The sequence below is a fragment of the Singulisphaera photorubra genome (assembly GCF_045290345.1).
In the GTDB taxonomy this organism is placed as follows: Bacteria; Planctomycetota; Planctomycetia; order Isosphaerales; family Isosphaeraceae; genus Singulisphaera.
This window is the reverse complement of record NZ_CP155447.1, coordinates 10217744-10233530: the sequence shown is the minus strand read 5'-3', so window position 1 is coordinate 10233530 and position 15787 is coordinate 10217744. Positions and strand designations below refer to the sequence as shown.

Sequence of the window (15787 nt, the reverse complement as noted above, 5' to 3'; positions counted from 1 at the left end):
AAAGGCGAGCGGGAAACGTCAGCTCCCTGTCTTCGTCAAGCGAGGACGAAGTGCGGGCGAAACGCTTGTCATACAGTGTCATTTAGACACTCTCAGGGACCGAGCCCGCCGAGGCTCCGCTTCGAGTCACGATTGATCTCGGTACACTCGACCGCCCGACCTTTTCAAAGACGAGTTGATTGCGAATATGATTGCGAATTATACTTGATGGCTCGCGAAGCACCCTGATGACGGAGGGATACGACATCAACGTGGCCACGCGCTGCTCAGCTTTGGCGATATCGTGAGGCCATCTCTGACTTCGACTCGGCATTCCGAGCCGCTCCTAGCGATCTCCACTTCCTCGGGTCGTGAGGCTCGCCGCAGGCCAACTCGACGAGTCAATCGCCGATATTAGGAGAGTCGCAGAAGTCGAAGCTCGCGCAATCGGCATGACGGAACAACTCACCCACCCCGGCAACCAACGCACCCGGTGCTGATTCTTGGCCCGAAACTCCGCCGCGACCCACCGCTCGCCGTGGCACTGCCCTGGCGTGCCCTGGAGTGGGAACCAGACAAGTCGCCCTCTCCTCAACCGCTCGGAATTGCCCTCCATCGCGGGTAAGCCATGCCGAGTCCATCCCAGTCCTCAGACGAAGCCTCGTTGCCGGGAAGGACCGGTTCGACGCGTTTGACCTGCTGTTCTTGGCAATGTCTCCACGCCGCCTGGTTGACTCCAACCTGGCCCGCGCCGACTTCGATCGGGCTATCGGGTGGCTGCATGGTAATCTGACTCTGTCGGCGGCTCATGCAAAAGCCCTGGCCTCCTTCCAAGCCGAGGCCGAGGGCGTACTCTGCAGTCCGGCCCTCACGCTCCCCTCGGGCGTATTCGCGCCCGTCCGGCCCGACGTTCGCCCGTGACGGAGCCGATACCTCGGACGTTTGTAATATTTTCCTGTGTGTCATTCGTCCCGTTCCGGGAGTGCAATGGTCGTCCTCGGTCCTCAAGGACCCTGGTCGCCTCATTGTTAAGAGTTGAGTGAATGAAATTAGTCGGCGATTTCCTGATCGACGAGTTTCGGGTCGGCGACGGTCCTTCCGATCTCTTCGCGGACCAATTCCCGGTACCGCTTCCTGATCCGATAGGCCTCTTGCTTGACCGCCTTCTCGGACATGCCCAGTTGCTCACCGATCTCGGAATAGCCGCCCATTTTGCTCCCAGCCGTGAGCGATGACTTCAGTTTTTCAAAGAGTGGGCCCTTGGAGGCGACGACCAACTCTCGCTCGAGTTCCTCGAGGACGCGGTTGAGCACGGTCAAGGCCCAGCGGCGTTCGTACAACCGCTCGGGAGTTGCCCCGTGCGTCACCTCGTTCACGTAGCGTCCCTCGGCGTCGCGGTAGTCGAGCGGGATGTGGCGGACCTTGCCACCCCGCTTGGTCCGTTTCTCCCAGTCTCGGTGGTTGTTCACGAAGTTCGACAGCGAACTGAGAAGGAACGAGCGAAATTTGCCCTTGGAGGGCTCGACGTCCTTGAAGAAGTCCCGGGCGAGGATATGGGCAAAGAATCCCTGGATGAGATCCTCGGCACGCTCCGGGGTTTCGCCGGACCTTCGCATGTAGGCATACAGTGGGTACCAGTACGCCTCGCAGAGTTCGGCGAGTGCCCGTCGTGCCAGCGGAGAGTCGGGGTCCTTGGCGTTGGCAACCAGCCCCCAAGTGGTTAGGGGGAACGACCCGGCATGGGGGTTGAGACTCGTATCGAAGGCCATGTCACCGGACTCCGAAGGGAGGAGTGGAGTGGAATGGACTAGCTCCCGCAAGCGTCGCCCCGGCTAATCACATTCGTGACAATATCCATACCCGAGGTCAACGAAGGAGGTTTCAACTCGCCAATCTGAACCGGCCTCGTCAGGCGACGGATAGAAACGAGAAGACATAAGGCGAACTTTCACTAACCAACTTATCCTCTGTTTTGACAAGGAGATAGGGATGGTGGACCGTGCCCACCCTACGGGGAAATTCGGATTCTGGCCGCTGGTCAATCGAAAAGAGTTAATGTATTTATTGTTGTAAAAAGCTTTGCTAATGCAACTCTCGGTAGAGCTTGGCGGCCGCAAGTCGAAGCCCTCCCAGGCACATGGAGCCATTGTCCCCGACCTGGCCGACGGGGGAGAATCTAGGAAAGCTGGTTCCAGTACCATCCCAACGAGGCTGGGAAAATCCACTTGATCTCCTCACAGCTTGAGTCGTCGCGGGAGGAAGCAATCGATATAATCGTGGATGCGCCCATCAATCTTGCCGGGACTTCTGGATGCTTCAATCGGTTCAGCTCGACGGCAAGGGGATTTTTGTGGGGAGGGGTCGATGGGGATTCGACGCTTCTGTCTCCTGGTGGTGCTGGCACAGCTTGCGTTCGATCCGTCGCTTGCGGTAGCGAGGGGCTACGGGCGAGCGGGCGGGACGATCAACACTCCGTTCGGATCGATGAAGATGAACTCACCCGAGTACAAGATGTCGGGGGGCAACCCGTTCGTCTATCAGCAGCTCATGGAGGAGAAGATGCTGATGACGCAGCAGCAGCGGGTACTGAAGCAACAGCAGCAGTTTCTGCAACAGATGAAGAGAGAGGCCAAGAACAAGACCAAGGACAAGAAAGGCAAAGCCGACCTACGGCCGGTCGCGCCCGTGAGCTCGGTGACGAGTCTCGTTTCACGGAAGTCGAAGAAAAGGAAGCCGGTCACGGCAACAGCCACAACAGCGAAGGCAACGAGTAAGGCCCCCTTGAGTGGCGGAGCCAAGGCCTCGTCCGAGACGGCCGAATCCAGGCCGTAGCAGGCGAGCGAAGACACTTCCCTCCCCGCATCTGACATGATTTCGTGGCGTTTACGGGCGCGATGGTCCACGAACAGAAAACCCCCGCTCGAGCCGAAAGGATCGAGCGGGGGTTGATGCGTCAAGGATCAAGGGGCGGCCGCCGCATTCGCGTCGGACTCGACGGGAGTGAACGTGAACTCGTTCCCGTCCCAGTCGATGTCGATCGTGGTTCCGGTCTTCGCCGGATTGCGGAGCAGCCAACTGGCCAGCGGGTTGGCGATCCGCTGCTGGAGAACTCGCTTCAAGGGACGCGCCCCGTAGGCCGGGTCGAAGCCTTCGTCGGCGACTTGCTGCTCGGCCTTCTCGCTGACCCGGACGGTCAGGCCGGCCTCGACGAGTTGCTTCTGGAGCCGTCGGAATTGAATGTCGACGATTTTCACCAGTTCTTTCATCCCCAGCGGATGGAAGATAATCGACTCGTCGATCCGGTTGAGGAACTCCGGCAGGAACTGGGCCTTGAGGACGTCCATGACCGCGCGTCGCATCCGCGCCTCGTCGCCGCTTTCGGCGAGCCGGGCGATCTCCTGGCTCCCGAGGTTCGACGTCATGATGATCACGGTGTTCCGGAAGTCGACCGTGCGACCCTGGCCGTCGGTCAGTCGCCCGTCATCAAGCACTTGCAGGAGCACGTTGAAGACGTCGCGGTGCGCCTTCTCGATCTCATCGAGCAAGATCACGGAATAGGGCCGGCGTCGCACGGCTTCGGTCAGCACGCCCCCCTCCTCGTAGCCGACGTAGCCGGAGGTGCGCCGATGAGCCGGGAGACGTTGTGCCGTTCGCCGAACTCGCTCATGTCGATCCGGACCATGGCGGTCTCACTATCGAAGAGGAATTCGGCCAATGCCTTCGCCAGCTCCGTCTTGCCGACGCCCGTCGGACCGAGAAAGAGGAAGGAGCCGATCGGCCGGTGCGGATCCTGGAGTCCCGCCCTGCTCCGTCGCACGGCGTCGGCGACGGCTTTCACGGCGGCATCCTGATTCACCATCCGGAGGTGAATTTGATCCTCCAGGTGGACCAATTTCTCTCGTTCGGTGGTGAGCATTTTCGAGACCGGGATCCCGGTCCACTGAGAGACGACTTCGGCGATTTCCTCGGCGTCCACTTCACGCTTGAGAAGTCGCTTGGTGTCCTTGGGCTGGTTGTCGCCAATCGCCTCGCTCTGGGCGATCTTGTTTTCCAAAGACTTTCGTTCCGTGTCGAGGGCGGCCAGCTCCTGGTATTTCTTCTCTTCGGGCCGCTCGCCGCGCTGTTGCATCAGGCGAATCTCATCCCAGATCCGCTGGTAGTCGGTCTGCACGTGGACGAGTCGTTCGCGGACCTTCTGGACGTCGCCGAGGCCCGACTTCTCCATCTCCCACTGGGCGCGAAGGTCCTGCTCCTGCTTCTTGAGCCGTTCGATCTCGGCTTCCACTTCGGCCAAACGTTCGAGGGCGTGTTCTTCCTCTTCCGTGGCGAGCATTCGCTGGGCCAGCTCGAGCTGGAGCAATCGGCGTTGAATGATATCGATTTCGGTCGGGACCGATCCGAGTTCCATCGCCAGGCGGCTCGAGGCCTCATCGACGAGGTCGATGGCCTTATCGGGCAGGAATCGATCGGTGATGTACCGCGAGGAAAGCTTGGCGGCGGCGACGAGGGCTGAGTCCTTGATTTTGACCCCGTGGTGGATCTCGTATCGCTCCTTCAATCCGCGAAGGATGGCGATCGTATCCTCGACTGAGGGTTCGGGGACGAAGACGGGCTGGAACCGACGCTCGAGAGCGGGGTCTTTCTCGATGTGTTTGCGGTACTCGTCCAGCGTGGTCGCGCCAATGCAGCGCAGCTCTCCCCTGGCCAGGGCGGGCTTGAGCAGGTTGGCGGCATCCATGGCGCCGTCTGCCTTGCCGGCCCCGACGACCAGATGCAACTCGTCGATGAACAGGATGATCCGCCCTTCGGATTCCGACACATCCTTGAGGATCGCTTTGAGCCGTTCCTCGAATTCACCGCGGAACTTGGTTCCGGCGACCAACGCCCCCATATCGAGCGCGATGACCTTGCGCTCCTTGAGACTCTCGGGGACGTCACCCGAGATAATCCGCTGCGCCAGGCCCTCGACAATCGCCGTCTTGCCGACGCCTGGCTCGCCAATGAGGACCGGGTTGTTCTTGGTTCGACGGCTCAAGACCTGAACCACGCGGCGGATCTCGGCGTCGCGGCCGATGACCGGGTCCATCTTCCCCTTGCGTGCCAGCTCCACCAGGTCACGCCCGTATTTCTCGAGTGCCTGATACTTGTCGTCCGGGTTTTGGTCGGTCACTCTCTGGCCCCCTCTTACTTTCTGTAGCGCCTGGAGAACATCCTTCTCGGTGATCCCGATCGCCTCGAGTAGGGACTGGGACTTGCCCTTGACCTTGATCAAGCCCAGGAGGAGATGCTCCACCGAGACAAACTCATCCTTCATGCGGTCGGCTTCGTCCTGAGCCACGTCGAAGACGCGGCTCAGGTCCTGACCGAGGGTGGTTTCTCCCCCGCTGACTTTGGGCAGGCTGTTCAGCCCTTCTTCAGTCGCTTTCAACAGCTGCCCAGGGTTCACGCCGAGCTCGGTCAACAGCGACCGAATCACGGTCTGATCGGGGTCGAGCAGGGCCGCAAGCAGGTGCATGGGTTCGAGCCGTTGATGGCTGCGTTCCTTGGCCAATTCTTGGGCCCGCTGGACCGCTTCCTGGCTCTTCAGCGTCAGCTTCTCGAATCGAAATGCCATGTCACGACCTCGCGGCGATTGCCGGCAAATCAGAGAACCTGATCTCAACTTGAGAGGCGTTACGCATATTGATACGCAAAAGACTTGCCCGGTGGTTCAAATCAGTCGCATCTTATCGCAGCCGTTCGGTCGGCGCAAGGGGCTACGATCGAAATTGAATCCAGATTCGGACTCTCGATCGCGTCGCCACCGGTTGAGAAATGAAGACGAAAGGCCCCTCTTTGGGGGGAGAGAGGGAGGGCCTCGCCGGGGAAGATGTTGGGCTCGGAGCGTTCCGGGCGAGCCAGTTTGACCGTGATTTGGAATACGGTCAACTTGGCTTACCACGATTCGGCAAGACGAGACGAGGCCACACTCCGTCGTCGGCGAGGCCCTGCCTTGGGTCGACTGCGCTTAGAAGAAAGGCGATTCGGGCCACTCGGGATAGTCGCGGGCCGCTTGGTACTGCTTGAACCAGAACGGGACATCGCCGACCGTGGTCTCTCCACGCGTGACGTAGGCCTCCCACCAACCATCGGCGGGACGCAGGAGGTTCCCGAAATCGCTTCGGGCCTTGGGCTTTTGAATGACCAGGGCACTCAGGTCGGGAAGATTGTTCTCGAGGCAGACCGTCTGAAGCGGCTTGAGCAGCTTGGTCGCGATTGTCCGAGGGGTTTCCTTGACGCCAACGTCTTTGCAGCGCTGGCAGAAGTCGTCGTAGGAGATCCAGACGGCGGTTCGCCGATCACGGGCGGCTTGGGCAAGGTCTTGGGCTATGCGCACCAGGATCGGGTAGACCGTCCTTGCATCGTCGAGAGACATTGCGTCGACTCCTCGGAGACAAGACGCCTCGGAAGTAGGGGGCGTCTTGGAGACAACGGCCCGGCTCCGCGGGGCACCTTTTTTTTGATTGTACAAAACGACGAGGGGGGTGGGGATGGTCCCCACCCCCCAGAGTTGCGGCCTGGACGGTTACTTCTTCTCTTCAAACTCGACATCAATGACGTCATCGGCTTTTTCGCCCGGGCCGTCATTGGTGGCGGATCCACCCGCGGCGGACGTTCCGTCGGCCGTGGGACCGCCTGGAGCGCCGGTGGCGTTGGCGGCGTAGAGATGTTCTGCCATCGCCTGGCTGGCGCGTTGCAGATCTTCAATCGCCTGATTGATCGCGGCGACGTCATTTTCCTTCTTGACCGCGTTGAGCCGCTCGATCGCGGTCCGGACCGCCGACTTATCGGAGTCGGAGAGCTTGTCCTTATTCTCATCCATCAACTTCTCGAGTTGATAGGTGCGCTGATCGGCGTTGTTCCGCGCTTCGGCGAGATCGCGTTTCTGCTTGTCGTCGGCCGCGTGCGAATCCGCGTCGCGTTGCATCCGTTCGATCTCATCTTTCGAGAGACCACCGGACGACTCGATCTTGATCGTCTGTTCCTTGCCGGTCCCCTTGTCACGCGCCGTGACATTCAAGATGCCGTTGGCGTCGAGGTTGAAGGTGACCTCGATCTGAGGCGTTCCCATCCGGGCGGGGGGAATGCCATCCAGGTTGAATTCGCCGAGCAGGCGATTGTCGGCCGCCATCGGCCGTTCCCCCTGGTAGACCTTGATCGTGACCGCGTTCTGGTTGTCTTCGGCGGTGGTGAACGATTCCTTCTTTTCGGTCGGGATCGTGGTGTTCCGCTCGACGAGCTTGGTGAACACGCCTCCCTTGGTCTCCAGGCCCAGGGAGAGCGGGGTGACGTCGAGCAGGAGCAAGTCCTTGACGTCGCCGGTCAGGACCGCGCCTTGAATCGCCGCGCCGATGGCGACGACCTCGTCGGGGTTCACGCCCTTGTGGGGTTCCTTGCCGAAGATCTCCTTGACGATCTGCTGGACACGAGGCATCCGGGTCGATCCGCCGACCAGGACGACCTCGTCGATCTCGGCCGCCTTGAGCTTGGCGTCGTCGAGCGCCTTCAAGACAGGGGCCTTGCAGCGGTCGAAAAGGCTGTCGGTCAGCTTCTCGAACTGGCTGCGATTGAGGGTCAGGGTCAAGTGCTTGGGGCCGTTCTGGTCGGCGCTGATGAACGGCAAGTTGATGTCGGCCTGCGTCTGGAAGGAGAGATCCTTCTTGGCCTTTTCGGCCGCTTCCTTCAGACGCTGGAGCGCCATCTGGTCCTTGCGGAGATCGACCCCCTGCTCTTTCTGGAACTCGTCGGCGATGTAGTTGATCAGCGCCTGGTCCCAGTCGTCGCCGCCGAGGTGCGTGTCGCCGTTGGTCGAGAGGACCTCGAAGACGCCGTCACCCACGTCGAGGATCGAGTTGTCGAAGGTGCCGCCGCCCAGGTCGAAGACGGCGATCTTCTCGTTCGCCTTCCGGTCGAGCCCGTACGCCAGCGCGGCGGCGGTCGGCTCGTTGATGATTCGAGCGACCTCGAGGCCGGCGATCTGGCCGGCGTCCTTGGTGGCCTGCCGCTGGCTATCGTTGAAGTAGGCGGGGACGGTGATGACCGCCTTGCGGACCTTGTGACCGAGATAGCTCTCGGCCGCTTCCTTCAACTTACGAAGCACTAGCGCGGAGATCTCGGGTGGGGTGTAGTCCTTGCCACCGACGTGGACCTTCACGTAGTCGCTGGAGCCGCCGACGACCGGGTAAGGGACCATCTTCTCTTCGCCCCGAACCTCGTCGTGGCGCCGGCCCATGAACCGCTTAATCGAGTAGATGGTTCCGGTCGGATTGGTGACTGCCTGTCGTTTGGCGGGTTCGCCCACCAGCGTTTCACCTTTGGGGGTGAAGGCAACGACGGATGGCGTCAGGCGACTCCCCTCCTGGTTGGCGATGACCGTGACATCGCCCCCCTCCATGACCGCAACGACACTATTGGTTGTCCCGAGGTCGATTCCAATAATCTTTTCGCCTTCAGCCACGACCAGTCTCCTTCTCCCAAGATTGAGCGGTGGCGAAGTTGCGGGCCACTGGACCCACGAGAACTCAGTGCGATCGCCCACTCGAGGGAATGGCCAAGGGGTGGTAAGCACCTCTCGGTCTCACTCAGTCTGATTCTTCGCCGCCTCGCGACACAGAATAGCAATTATGCAAGGCCAGTGCCATCTGGGCCGACGTCAATAATTGATGCACTGTTTCACGAGAGTTTTCAAAGACTTACGTCGGCAATGAATGATCGCTTGGAAAAGTGTGTCGCCACGCGGACTGCCAAAACGACAGGGAGTGTTGTGCGCCATCGCGAAGCACCCTGCCGCTTTGGCAGAAACATCAAAATTGGGCTGCGTTTTCCCAAAAAGGCCGACAGGTCAACCGTCGTACTGTAACGGATTTCGAGGGCCAGGGAAACCGGGCGGATCCCGGTTGTCGCGAGAAATGGCTTGACAGCGTCTGAAATTTTATGTATCCACTTGTGACGGCCAAGGTTGCGTCCGATTTTCCACGGACCGCGAAAACCGGTCTCATGCCCCGAGTGGACCGATGCCCCGTAAGCCCTCGTCCGACCGCCCCAAGTCCTCGCCCGCGTCGTCTCCCGCCGATACGAAACGCGCGCCGACCTTGGCGAGCTTCCGGAGCGAGATCGATCGCATCGACAAAGAGCTGATCACGCTCCTCAACCATCGAGCGGAGATCGCGTTACAGATTGGCCAGGTGAAGCAGAAGCAGGGCCTGGAAGTCTGGTCCGCGGCCCGCGAAGACGAAGTGATCGCGCGGGCCCTGGCCACCAGCCGCGGCCCCTTGCCCGCGGAAACCCTTCGGCTCATCTTTCGCGAGCTGATGAGCGGATCGCGCTCGTTGCAGCGGACCATGCGAATCGCCTGCCTGGGACCCAAATACAGCTACAGCCATCTCGCCGCGGTGGCCAAGTTTGGCGAAGCGGTCGAGCATGTGCCGGTCGGCTCGATCGCCGCCGTCTTCGAAGAGGTGAACCGTCGGCACGTCCAATTTGGAATTGTGCCGCTGGAGAACTCGACCGACGGCCGGATCGCTGACACCCTCGACATGTTCGTGCGGCTCCCCGGCCTGAAGATCCGGGCCGAGATTCGCCTGCGGGTGCACCATTGCCTGCTGAGCCGGGGGGAGTGGGGCCAGGTGCAGCGGATCTACTCGAAGTCGCAGGCGCTCTCGCAGTGCCGGCACTGGATCGGCAAGAATCTTCCGGAAGCACGCCTGATCGATGTCGTCTCGACGGCCGCCGCCGCGGAGCACGCCCAGCGCGAAGAGTTCTCGGCGGCCATCGCCAGCCAGGCGGCGGGAGCGTCGTACGGACTCAATGTGCTGGCCGCCAACATCGAGGACCAGCTCCACAACATCACCCGGTTCGCCGTCATCTCGGAGCGCTCGGAGGATCGGACCGGTCGCGACAAGACCACACTCATGCTGCGGGTGCCAAATCAGCCCGGAGCGCTGGTCGAGGCGATCTCACTCTTCAAAAAGAGTGGCATCAACATGACCTGGATCGAATCGTTCCCGAACTCCGACGGGCCGAGCGACCGCGATCCCACCTATCTCTTCTTTCTCGACATCGACGGCCATGCCGACGACGAGCCGATCAAAAAAACCCTCGACCTGGTCCGGAAGAAGTGCGAACGACTCGATATTCTCGGCTCCTACCCCCGCAGTGAGTGTATCGAGAGTTGATTGAGCATGGAACGGTTGAGTGCACCCAACTGTTCCATTGATAAAGATCGATCTTGACGAACGAGAGCGACCGGTGCTTAATGAGGCCGGTTTGAGCTCAGGAAGCAATGTCGGCATGCCAGTGACGATCACTGGACTCTGCACTCCATGGAAGGACCCACCTATGAGCGTTCGACTTGCAGGGTTGACTCGTTGTGGATTCTCCGCCGTGGCCGCCGTGTTGCTGGCGGTCTCGGCCGCGGTAGCCGAGCCGATCTACACCGTCACCGACATGGGGGTCAGCAGCGATAGTTTGCTCACCCCGGGCGACAGTGCGATGGACGTGATTACCCAGCGGCGGGTTACGCTCGATCCGTCGGGAAAAGTCTCGATTGAGACCTGGGAGCGGCCCGGCGATTATGAGGGGCCCCTTCCGGACTCATTGAATCCGGGGGCGTATGGTGTCGACGCCGTGGCAGCCGACCGCGCGGGGAAAAACGCGGCGGGCTGGGGCTTTGATAAGGAACGCGCCTGGGCCGGTTTCGCCGAGATCGATGGGCATGCCACGGCCACGGGAAACCTGCCTGACCGGACCTGGAGCCAGGCCCTCGGGGTGAACGAGAAGGGCCAGGTGGTGGGCATGTCAGGATCAGGGTCAGCGGGGAGCGCCCAGGCCTTCCTGTACACCCCAGAAGAAGGGATCAAGGGCCTCGGCCAGGCTGAGGTCGGTAGCGCGGCTTACGCGATCAACGACTCCGGGCAACTCGTTGGGGAACTCGCCAAAGGGAGCGGCCCGGTGGGGCGTGCCTTTACCTCGTTCAACAACGGACCCTTGGTTGATCTCAATCGCCTGATTGATCCCACCTTGGGTTATACCATGACGAGAGCCACGGATATCAACGCGCTCGGCCAGATCGGGGCCTTCGGACTCGACTCCTTGGACGTGATGCACGCCTTTCTGCTGACCCCGACCATCTCCGTGGACGCCGATAGTCTGGCGGCCGCGGCCGTCGGGACCAACGACACGTCGACGCCCCCTCCGTTCAATATCGTGCTGGATACACCTCAGACGGTTCCCGAACCGAGCGTCCTGGCCCTCTTCGGCCTTGTGACCGTCGGGCTCGCCGCGCGGCGGAGAATTGGCCACCGCCGGTCGTTCTGATCGGCGGCAAATCCGGCCTGTCGCGACGATAAATCGCATGCCCCGCCCGGTTTCCGCTTCCCTCCACGTTTGCCGATCGTTAAACTCTTGGGTTCACCCAACCGACAGTAGGTCGACCCCCAGCGTCGGGAGGAACACGGCCGACCCGGCCGGGAGCCTGAGGACCCTCATGATCATCGTTCTGAAGCCGCATGCGACCCAGGAGGTTATCGACCACGTTATCGAGCGGATCGAAGCCCTGGGCTTTACCCCGCACCTGAGCCAGGGGGTCGCACGGACCATCATCGGCGTAATCGGTGACGAAGACAAGTTGCAGGCCGAGCCGCTCCAGGCGATCGCGGGGGTCGAGCAGGTCGTTCCGATCCTCAAGCCCTACAAGCTGGCCAGCCGCGAATTTCACGGCGAGGACTCGGTCTTCGACATCAAGGGGATCAAGGTGGGCGGTGGCCACCTGATGATGATCGCCGGCCCTTGCGCCATCGAGAGCGAACCGCTTCTGCTGGAGATCGCCGAGAAGGTCCGCGATGCGGGGGCCAACGTGCTCCGCGGCGGCGCGTTCAAGCCGAGAACCTCCCCGTACAGCTTCCAGGGGCTTGGCGAAGACGGCCTCAAAATGCTCAAGGCCACGGGCGAGCGGTTCGGCATGCCGGTTGTCACCGAGGTCATGGATCCGCGGCAGATCGAGCTGGTCGAGCGCTACACCGACATGTTCCAGATCGGTGCCCGGAACATGCAAAACTTCGACCTGCTGAAGGAAGTCGGCAAGACCCGGATTCCCGTCTTGCTGAAGCGTGGGATGAGCGCGACGGTGAAGGATCTACTGATGTCGGCCGAGTACGTGCTGGCGCAGGGGAACCGCCGTGTGATTCTCTGTGAGCGCGGGGTGCGGACGTTCGAGGAGTCGACCCGCAACACGCTCGACCTGTCGATCGTGCCGAACGTCAAGGGCCTGAGCCACTTGCCGATCATCGTGGATCCGAGCCACGCGACGGGGCGGCCCGACCTGATTCCCGCGATGGCCCGAGCGGGCGTGGCCGCCGGCAGCGACGGGATCCATATCGAGGTCCATTCCTGCCCCGAGAAAGCGCTCTCGGACGGGCCGCAGGCGTTGTTGCCTGTTCAGTATGCCCAGCTCATGGAGGAATTGCGGCAGCTTGCCCAACTCCTGGGCAAATCGATCGACGCTTGTGAGGGAGTGACTGTCTGATGCGTCCCCTGTTTATCGCGGGCAACTGGAAGATGAACCCGGCGACGGCGAAGGAAGCCGTCGCGCTGGCCGAGGCGATCAAGCATGGCGTCGGCCCCGCGGCCGACGTCCGCGTGGCGGTCTGCCCGCCGGCGCTCTTTCTCGATCAGGTGGATGCGGCCCTGGCCAACTCGCCGATCGGCTTGGGGGCCCAGAACATGCACTGGAAGCCCGACGGAGCCTATACCGGCGAGATTTCAGGGGCGATGCTCAACGACGCAGGGTGCACGCACGTCATCCTCGGTCACAGCGAGCGCCGGCATGGGATGGGGGAAACCGACGCCCAGGTCAACGCCAAGCTCCACACCGCTCTGGCCGTCGGCCTGATCCCGATCGTCTGCATCGGCGAAACCCAGCAAGAGCGTGAAGGGGGCCAGACCGAAGACGTGGTCGCCGGCCAGTTGACCGGTTCCCTCGCGGGGATCTCGGCCGAGAAGATGGTGGGGGTCGTCCTGGCCTACGAGCCCGTCTGGGCGATCGGCACCGGTTTGACCGCGACTCCGGCTCAAGCCCAAGCGGTCCACGAGTTCATTCGCGACTGGCTCACGAAGCTGTTCGGCGAAGCGACCGCGGCGCGGATCGTTGTCCAGTATGGGGGGAGCGTCAAGCCCGACAACGCGGCTGAATTGCTCGCCTGCCCCGATATCGACGGAGCCCTCGTCGGCGGTGCTAGCCTCAAAGAGGCGGACTTCCTGGGCATCATCCGAGCGGCTCAGGTTGTCGCCGCGAAGGGCCAGGCCTGAACCAGAGCCTTCTGGAATCGCCGCGCGTCGTCCCCACCGATCGGGACGACGCTTCCTTTATTTTTAAACACCCTCCTCGCGGAAGGACTCTCGCCGTGAATATCCTGATCGGCATTCTGGATTCGCTGTTGATCCTTGCGTCGCTCTTCCTGATCTGCCTGGTTCTCATCCAGCGCGGCAAAGGGGGAGGCCTGGCGGGTGCGTTCGGTGGCATGGGAGGCTCGAGCGCCTTCGGCACCAAGGCCGGTGACGTCTTCACCAAGGTCACGATGAGCGTCGCCACCTTCTGGATCGTCCTGTGCATGCTGATGGTGATCATCTCCAACCGAGGTGGTGACTCCGCCTGGGGCAACGATTCCGGGACCACGAAGGTCACCAAGGGAGCCGCCCCGACCACCGGCACCAAGTCGACGAAAGCAACTAGCCCCAAGATCGACGTGCCGGCGAGCCCGAGCGGGTCGGTTCCCTCTCCGCAGCCGATCGAAGTCCCCGCGGTCCCCGCGCCGATTCCCCCGGCCAAGTAAGCGGGACGAAGGGGCATGCCCCTTCGTTCGTTTCGATCGCGCGCCTTCATTCATCTATTCCATGTACACGCTATGAGGTCGAAGTGCTCCTGAGCATGACCGGATTCGGAGAGGCCAGGCTTCAAGAGGAGCGCTGGACGGTCAGCGTCGAGATCCGGACGGTCAATAACCGCCATCTCAAGTTGAGTGCCAAGATCAGTGATCCCTATGGCGCCCTGGAGCCGGATCTCGAACGGCTGGTGCGCGAGACGATCCGCCGCGGGACGGTCCAGGTCGTCTTGCGGATCGATCGTCCTCGCCGGGTTGAGGACTACCGACTGAATGTCGTGGCTCTCACCAGCTACCGCGATCAGCTCGACGCCTTGCAAGGCAATGCGACGTCGCCGACTCCGCTGAGTTCGCTCTTGGTCTTGCCCGGCGTGGTCGAGGAGCGGAAGGCCGCCACCGATGACCCGCACCAAGACTGGCCTGCGCTCTCGGGCGTGATTTCTCAGGCGCTGGCGAAGCTCCAGCAGGCGCGTGCCGAAGAAGGCAACGCCATGGCCAACGAGCTGCTGGTGCTCGGGAAAACCGTGGCGACCCACCTCGACCAGATCGTCGCGAAAGGCCCCGAGGTCGTCGCGGCCTATCAGAAGCGGCTCATCGAGCGAGTCCAGAGCCTTGTCGAAGGGCAAGGCGTCACGATCGAACCCAAGGACTTGATCCGCGAGATCGCGATTCTCTCGGAGCGAGCCGACATCGCCGAGGAGATTGTCCGGCTTCGCGCTCACCTTGCCCAGTACATCGACGTGATTCACGAGCCCGAAAGCGCGGGCCGAAAGCTGGAATTCGTCGTTCAGGAGATGGGGCGAGAGACCAACACGATCGGCTCCAAGGCCAACGACGTGGAGATCAGCCGATGCGTCGTGGAGATCAAGGGTCTCCTGGAAAAGATCCGCGAGTTGATTCAGAACATAGAATGAGGAAGTGTTCTCCGAAGAATCGATTGAGTCACCACTCGATTCCCTGGATGATAAATCAATTTTGAAGTCTTTTGTGTGTTGATATTGGGGCCTTTTCCGGAAATCGAGATGGATGATTGGGAGAATTTGCCCGGCCGGTTGATTGTCATCTCCGGGGCTTCGGGCTCCGGCAAGAGCACCCTGGTTCGCCTGGCGATGCAGCGTCCGGAAGCGAGAACGCGGCTTTCGGTCTCAGCCACGACGCGCGCACCCCGGCCTGGCGAAGAAGATGGTCGGGACTATTTTTTCCTCTCACGACCCGCCTTCGAAGAACTGCGGGAGCGCGGTCAGTTCCTGGAGTGGGCCGAGGTCCACGGGAATTTTTACGGCACGCCCGTGGGGCCGGTGCGAGAGCTGCTGGCACTTGGGGAGTGCGTGATTCTCGAGATCGACGTCCAGGGCGCCTTGCTTGTCAAGGAACGCGTGCCGTCGGCTCTGCTCATTTTCGTCAATGTTCCGAGCTTCTCGATCCTCGAATCACGGTTGCGGGATCGTGCCACCGACAGCGAAGAGACGATCCTTCGCCGCCTGGCCAATGCACGGTGGGAACTCGAACAAGTCCACCGCTACGATTTTCCATTGATGAATAGCGAACTCGATCAGGCCGTCAACGACCTGGTCGCCCTGCTTGTCCAACATGGCTGTGGAGGTTGATCCCCCGATGCTCGAAGAACTGAAGGAAGAACACATCGTCAACAAGGTTGGCGGCCGGTTCAAACTGTCGACGCTGATCCAGAAGCGGATGATCGCGCTCAATCAGGGGGCTCGTCCCTTGGTCGATGCGCGAGGCGCGGACAAGATGGCCGTCGTGATTCAAGAAATCATGCAAGATAAAATCTACCTTGATATGTCGGGCAACCTTCAGAACACCGAGCCGACCGAAGAGGCCGAAGAGGGCGGTACGGTCGATCTTACCCAACCGTCAGAATAGTCACGCCA

Annotated in this window: 13 protein-coding genes and 1 pseudogene; 9 read left to right on the top strand and 5 right to left on the bottom strand. The window is 61.4% G+C overall.

Annotated elements, in window-relative coordinates:
* Window positions 1-570: 570 nt before the first annotated feature.
* Both V5E97_RS38250 and V5E97_RS38245 read right to left on the bottom strand, forming a co-directional pair.
* Complete coding sequence (locus tag V5E97_RS38250; RefSeq protein ID WP_406696797.1) at window positions 571-789, bottom strand: hypothetical protein; 219 nt, start codon at window positions 787-789, stop codon at window positions 571-573.
* 239 nt (window positions 790-1028) lie between these two features.
* Entirely contained in the window at window positions 1029-1748 is a 720-nt protein-coding gene (locus V5E97_RS38245; RefSeq protein WP_406696796.1) for an RNA polymerase sigma factor, read from the bottom strand.
* A 595-nt stretch (window positions 1749-2343) separates the two neighbouring features.
* Between V5E97_RS38245 and V5E97_RS38240 the strand changes: the two genes are divergently transcribed.
* Complete coding sequence (locus V5E97_RS38240; protein WP_406696795.1) at window positions 2344-2811, top strand: hypothetical protein; 468 nt, start codon at window positions 2344-2346, stop codon at window positions 2809-2811.
* A gap of 128 nt (window positions 2812-2939) precedes the next feature.
* Here V5E97_RS38240 and clpB read toward each other — a convergent pair.
* From clpB to dnaK, 3 genes and pseudogenes are all read right to left on the bottom strand, one after another.
* Window positions 2940-5593: pseudogene (gene clpB / locus V5E97_RS38235) on the bottom strand (ATP-dependent chaperone ClpB).
* Between the two features lie 393 nt (window positions 5594-5986).
* The gene (locus V5E97_RS38230; RefSeq protein ID WP_406696794.1) at window positions 5987-6394 is read right to left on the bottom strand and encodes a hypothetical protein; all 408 of its coding nucleotides are present in this window, start codon (window positions 6392-6394) and stop codon (window positions 5987-5989) included.
* 150 nt (window positions 6395-6544) lie between these two features.
* Window positions 6545-8476: a molecular chaperone DnaK gene (gene dnaK / locus V5E97_RS38225; RefSeq protein WP_406696793.1), complete on the bottom strand. Its 1932-nt coding sequence runs from the start codon at window positions 8474-8476 to the stop codon at window positions 6545-6547.
* A gap of 556 nt (window positions 8477-9032) precedes the next feature.
* On the opposite strand from dnaK, the gene pheA reads away from it, so the two are divergent.
* The 8 genes from pheA to V5E97_RS38185 all read left to right on the top strand — a co-directional run bounded on the left by pheA (window position 9033) and on the right by V5E97_RS38185 (window position 15779).
* Window positions 9033-10193 carry a prephenate dehydratase gene (pheA, locus tag V5E97_RS38220; RefSeq protein ID WP_406696792.1) on the top strand — a complete coding sequence of 387 codons (1161 nt, stop codon included), beginning with the start codon at window positions 9033-9035 and terminating at the stop codon, window positions 10191-10193.
* A gap of 163 nt (window positions 10194-10356) precedes the next feature.
* Complete coding sequence (locus tag V5E97_RS38215) at window positions 10357-11334, top strand: PEP-CTERM sorting domain-containing protein (protein WP_406696791.1); 978 nt, start codon at window positions 10357-10359, stop codon at window positions 11332-11334.
* A gap of 169 nt (window positions 11335-11503) precedes the next feature.
* Entirely contained in the window at window positions 11504-12541 is a 1038-nt protein-coding gene (gene aroF, locus V5E97_RS38210; protein WP_406696790.1) for a 3-deoxy-7-phosphoheptulonate synthase, read from the top strand.
* Window positions 12541-13323, top strand: a complete 783-nt coding sequence (tpiA, locus tag V5E97_RS38205; RefSeq protein WP_406696789.1) for a triose-phosphate isomerase — start codon at window positions 12541-12543, stop codon at window positions 13321-13323. Before aroF ends, tpiA begins: the two co-directional genes overlap by 1 nt.
* Before the next feature lie 95 nt (window positions 13324-13418).
* Entirely contained in the window at window positions 13419-13847 is a 429-nt protein-coding gene (gene secG, locus V5E97_RS38200) for a preprotein translocase subunit SecG (RefSeq protein WP_406696788.1), read from the top strand.
* Between the two features lie 95 nt (window positions 13848-13942).
* Window positions 13943-14809 carry a YicC/YloC family endoribonuclease gene (locus V5E97_RS38195; RefSeq protein WP_406696787.1) on the top strand — a complete coding sequence of 289 codons (867 nt, stop codon included), beginning with the start codon at window positions 13943-13945 and terminating at the stop codon, window positions 14807-14809.
* Window positions 14810-14917: 108 nt separating this feature from the next.
* Complete coding sequence (gene gmk, locus V5E97_RS38190) at window positions 14918-15502, top strand: guanylate kinase (protein ID WP_406696786.1); 585 nt, start codon at window positions 14918-14920, stop codon at window positions 15500-15502.
* A gap of 7 nt (window positions 15503-15509) precedes the next feature.
* Window positions 15510-15779 carry a DNA-directed RNA polymerase subunit omega gene (locus V5E97_RS38185; protein ID WP_406696785.1) on the top strand — a complete coding sequence of 90 codons (270 nt, stop codon included), beginning with the start codon at window positions 15510-15512 and terminating at the stop codon, window positions 15777-15779.
* Window positions 15780-15787 lie beyond the last annotated feature (8 nt).